General features: G+C 70.6%; 3 protein-coding genes. All 3 read left to right on the forward strand.

Annotated features, from left to right (window positions below; all coding sequences use genetic code 11):
- A partial coding sequence (locus D7X74_RS13215) for a UbiA family prenyltransferase (protein WP_199741818.1) occupies positions 1–1,427 on the forward strand: 1,427 nt, incomplete at its 5' end.
- Between the two features lie 13 nt (positions 1,428–1,440).
- Positions 1,441–2,778, forward strand: a complete 1,338-nt coding sequence (locus D7X74_RS13220) for an FAD-binding oxidoreductase (RefSeq protein ID WP_120533304.1) — start codon at positions 1,441–1,443, stop codon at positions 2,776–2,778.
- A 17-nt stretch (positions 2,779–2,795) separates the two neighbouring features.
- Positions 2,796–3,533 (forward strand): SDR family oxidoreductase, encoded by a 738-nt coding sequence (locus D7X74_RS13225; protein WP_120533305.1) that lies wholly within the window; start codon positions 2,796–2,798, stop codon positions 3,531–3,533.
- Positions 3,534–3,562 lie beyond the last annotated feature (29 nt).

Consider the following 3,562-nt stretch of genomic DNA (forward strand, 5'->3'; position numbering starts at 1 on the left):
CCGATGATGCCCCCGACGTCCCGCTCGCGGTCGACCTGGACGGGACGTTGGCGCGCACGGACACGCTGCACGAGAACCTGCTCGTGCTCTTCAAGCACGCACCGTGGCTGCTGCTGCTGGCGCCGCTGTGGGTCCTCCGGGGCAAGGCCTTCTTCAAGGCGGCGGTCGCCCGCCGCGTGCGGCTCGACGTCACGGCGCTGCCCTACAACGAGGCCGTGCTGGCCTACCTTCGCGAGGAACACGCCCGGGGCCGGCGGCTCGTCCTGGCCACGGCGGCGGACCGGAGCCTCGCCGACGCGGTGGCGGCCCATCTGGGATTGTTCAGCGACGTGTTCGCCAGCGAAGCGGGCGTGAACCTGTCCGGCTCCCGCAAGCTCGCGCGGCTTCGCGAGGCCCTGGGCACGTTCGACTACGTGGGCAATGACGCCGTGGACCTGCCGCTGTGGCGCGAGTCCCGGCGCATCCTGGTGGTGCATGCCACGCCCGGGGTGCTGCGTCAGGCCCGGGGCCTGGGCCCGCCCGTGCACCGCGTCTTCGAGGCTCCGCCCACCCACTGGCGCGTCTGGATCCGGGCGCTGCGGGTGCACCAGTGGGCGAAGAACGCGCTCGTGTTCGTGCCGCTGCTGGCGGCGCACAAGGCGACCCAGGGGGGCATGGCGCCTCGCGCGGTGCTCGCCTTCGTGGCCTTCAGCCTCTGCGCTTCCAGCGTGTATGTGATCAACGACCTGCTGGATCTGTCATCGGACCGGCGGCACCCCACCAAGTCCCGGCGCCCCTTCGCTTCCGGGGACCTGCCGGTGCGGGCGGGCGTGGTGCTGGCGCCGGTGCTGCTGGGGCTCGCCGCGGTGGTGGCCCTGGGGACGCTGCCCCTGTCGTTCGCCGCGCTGCTGGGCGTGTACTCGGTGCTGACGCTGGCGTACTCGCTGCGACTCAAGCAGGTGGTGATGCTGGACGTGCTGGTGCTGGCGGGCCTGTACACCGTGCGCATCTTCGGCGGCGCGCTGGCGGTGGGCGTGCCCACGTCGAGCTGGCTGTTGATGTTCAGCACCTTCCTCTTCCTGTCCCTGGCCCTGCTCAAGCGCCTGAGCGAGGTGCGGCGGCTGCGTCAGTCAAACGAGGTGTCCGCCCACGGCCGCGGCTACCTGGCGCAGGACTATGAGTTGCTCGCGAGCCTGGGCACGGCGGCGGGGCAGGTGTCCGTGCTGGTGCTGGCCCTCTACATCACCAGCAAGGAAGTCACGGCGCTGTATGGCCATCCCGAGCGCCTGTGGCTGCTCTGCCCGGTGATGCTGTACTGGGTGGGCCGCATCTGGGTGCTGGCCCACCGGGGACTCGTGAACGAGGATCCGCTCATCTTCGCGCTGCGTGACCGGGTCAGCTACGTCGTGGGCGTCGTCGCGGCGCTGGTGCTGTGGGTGGCCACGTGACGGGAGCCTCGCGATGAGCCCTCCGGAGTCCTGGGGGCGCTACCCCCACGTCGAACAGCACACGCGCTCGCTCGTGTGGCGCTCGGATGTGCTGCCCCAGGCGGAGGGCACGCTCTTGCCGCGCGGCCTGGGCCGCAGCTACGGCGATTCGTGTCTCAACGCCGGGGGCACCCTGCTGCTCACCTCCGGGTTGGATCGCCTCATCGACTTCGACCCCACCACGGGCGTGGTGCGCTGCGAGGCGGGCGTGTCGCTGGATACGCTCCTGCGGCTGAGCGTGCCCCGGGGCTGGTTCCTGCCGGTGACGCCGGGCACGAAGTTCGTGACGGTGGGCGGCGCCATCGCCAATGACGTGCACGGCAAGAACCACCACCGCTCCGGGACGTTCGGTCGGCACGTGCGCCGCTTGGAGCTGCTGCGCTCGGATGGCAGCCGCCGGATGTGTTCTCCCGAGGAGAACCCGGACTGGTTCGGCGCGACGGTGGGCGGCCTGGGGCTCACGGGGCTCGTCACCTGGGCGGAGGTGCAGCTGGTCCCCATCCGCAACCCCTTCGTGGTCCAGGAGACGATCCCCTTCGAGAACCTGGATGGCTTCTTCCGCGTGTCGCGTGAGTCCGAGGCCGACCACGACTTCACCGTGTCGTGGGTGGACTGTCTGGCGCGCGGCCGGAAGCTGGGACGCGGCCTGTTCTACCGGGGCAACTTCGCGCCGTCGCAGTTCGAACGTCTGCCTTTGGCGAAGAGCCACCTGTCGCACGGCGCCGGGCTCGCGGTGCCCATGGACCTGCCGGCCTTCTGTCTCAACCGGCTGTCGGTGTCCGCGTTCAATCTCCTGTACTACCACCGCCAGCGCGGGCGTCCGTCCCAGCAGCTCATCCACTACGATCCGTTCTTCTACCCGCTCGACGCCGTGCATGGGTGGAACCGCATCTATGGCCGCCGGGGCTTCCTCCAGTTCCAGTGCGTGGTGCCCCACGCCACCGCGCGCGACGCGGTGAAGGAAATCCTGGAGCGCAGCGCCCGGGGTGGGCTGCCCAGCTTCCTGTCCGTGCTCAAGACGTTCGGTGACCTGCCGTCTCCCGGGTGGCTGTCCTTCCCGCGTCCCGGCATCACGCTGGCCATGGACTTCGCCAACCGGGGTGAGAAGACCTGGCGGCTGGTGGAGGAGCTGGATCGCGTGACGCGCGAGGCGGGCGGCGCGGTGTATCCGGCCAAGGACGCGCGCATGAGCCCGGAGAGCTTCGCGGCGTACTTCCCCCAGCGTGAACGGTTCGCGCCGTACGTGGACCCGGCCTTCTCGTCCTCCTTCTGGCGCCGGGTGAATCCGGCGTCACTGCCCGCCCTTCGCTGACAGGCCTCAAGATCCCCATGAAGAAAGTCATCGTCCTCGGCGCCACGAGCGCCATCGCCCAGGCCACGGTGCGGCTGCTCGCCGCGCGCGGGGCGTCGCTGTACCTGGTGGGCCGCAACGCCGCGAACCTGGAGGCGGTGGCCCGGGACGCGTCCACGCGCGGCGCGCCCAAGGTGGAGTTCCGCGCGCTGGACCTGAACGACTGCGAAGCGCACGCGAGCCTCGTGGAGCGCGCGTGGCAGGCCCTGGGCGGGCTGGACGGGGTGGTGCTGGCGCACGGCGTGCTGGGCGACCAGGACGAGAGCCAGCGCTCCTGGGCGGCGGCGGAGCTGGTGCTGCGCACGAACTTCCTCTCCGCCGCGTCACTCCTGACGGAGCTGGCCAACCGCTTCGAGGCGCAGAAGGCCGGCACGCTGGTGGTGATCTCTTCGGTGGCCGGCGACCGTGGCCGGCAGAGCAACTACGTGTACGGCGCGTCCAAGGGCGCGCTGACCGTGTTCCTCCAGGGCCTGCGCAACCGGCTGGCGAAGTCCGGCGTGGCGGTGGTGACGGTGAAGCCCGGCTTCGTGGATACACCGATGACGGCGCACGTGCCGAAGAACAAGCTCTTCGCGTCGCCGGAGCAGGTGGCGCGCGGCCTGCTGAAGGCCGCGGACGGGCGCAAGAACGAGGTCTACGTGCCCGGCTTCTGGGCGCTCATCATGCTCATCATCCGCAGCATCCCGGAGCCGGTGTTCAAGCGGCTGAAGCTCTAGGCTTCAGCCGCCTGTCCACCCCGGCGGGC

Source organism: Corallococcus sp. CA047B (assembly GCF_003612065.1).
Lineage (GTDB): Bacteria > Myxococcota > Myxococcia > Myxococcales > Myxococcaceae > Corallococcus > Corallococcus praedator.

Coding starts and splice junctions, on each gene's coding strand:
- D7X74_RS13225 (WP_120533305.1), top strand. CDS start 2,796: ATGAAGAAAGTCATCGTCCTCGGCGCCACGAGCGCCATCGCCCAGGCC.
- D7X74_RS13220 (WP_120533304.1), top strand. CDS start 1,441: ATGAGCCCTCCGGAGTCCTGGGGGCGCTACCCCCACGTCGAACAGCAC.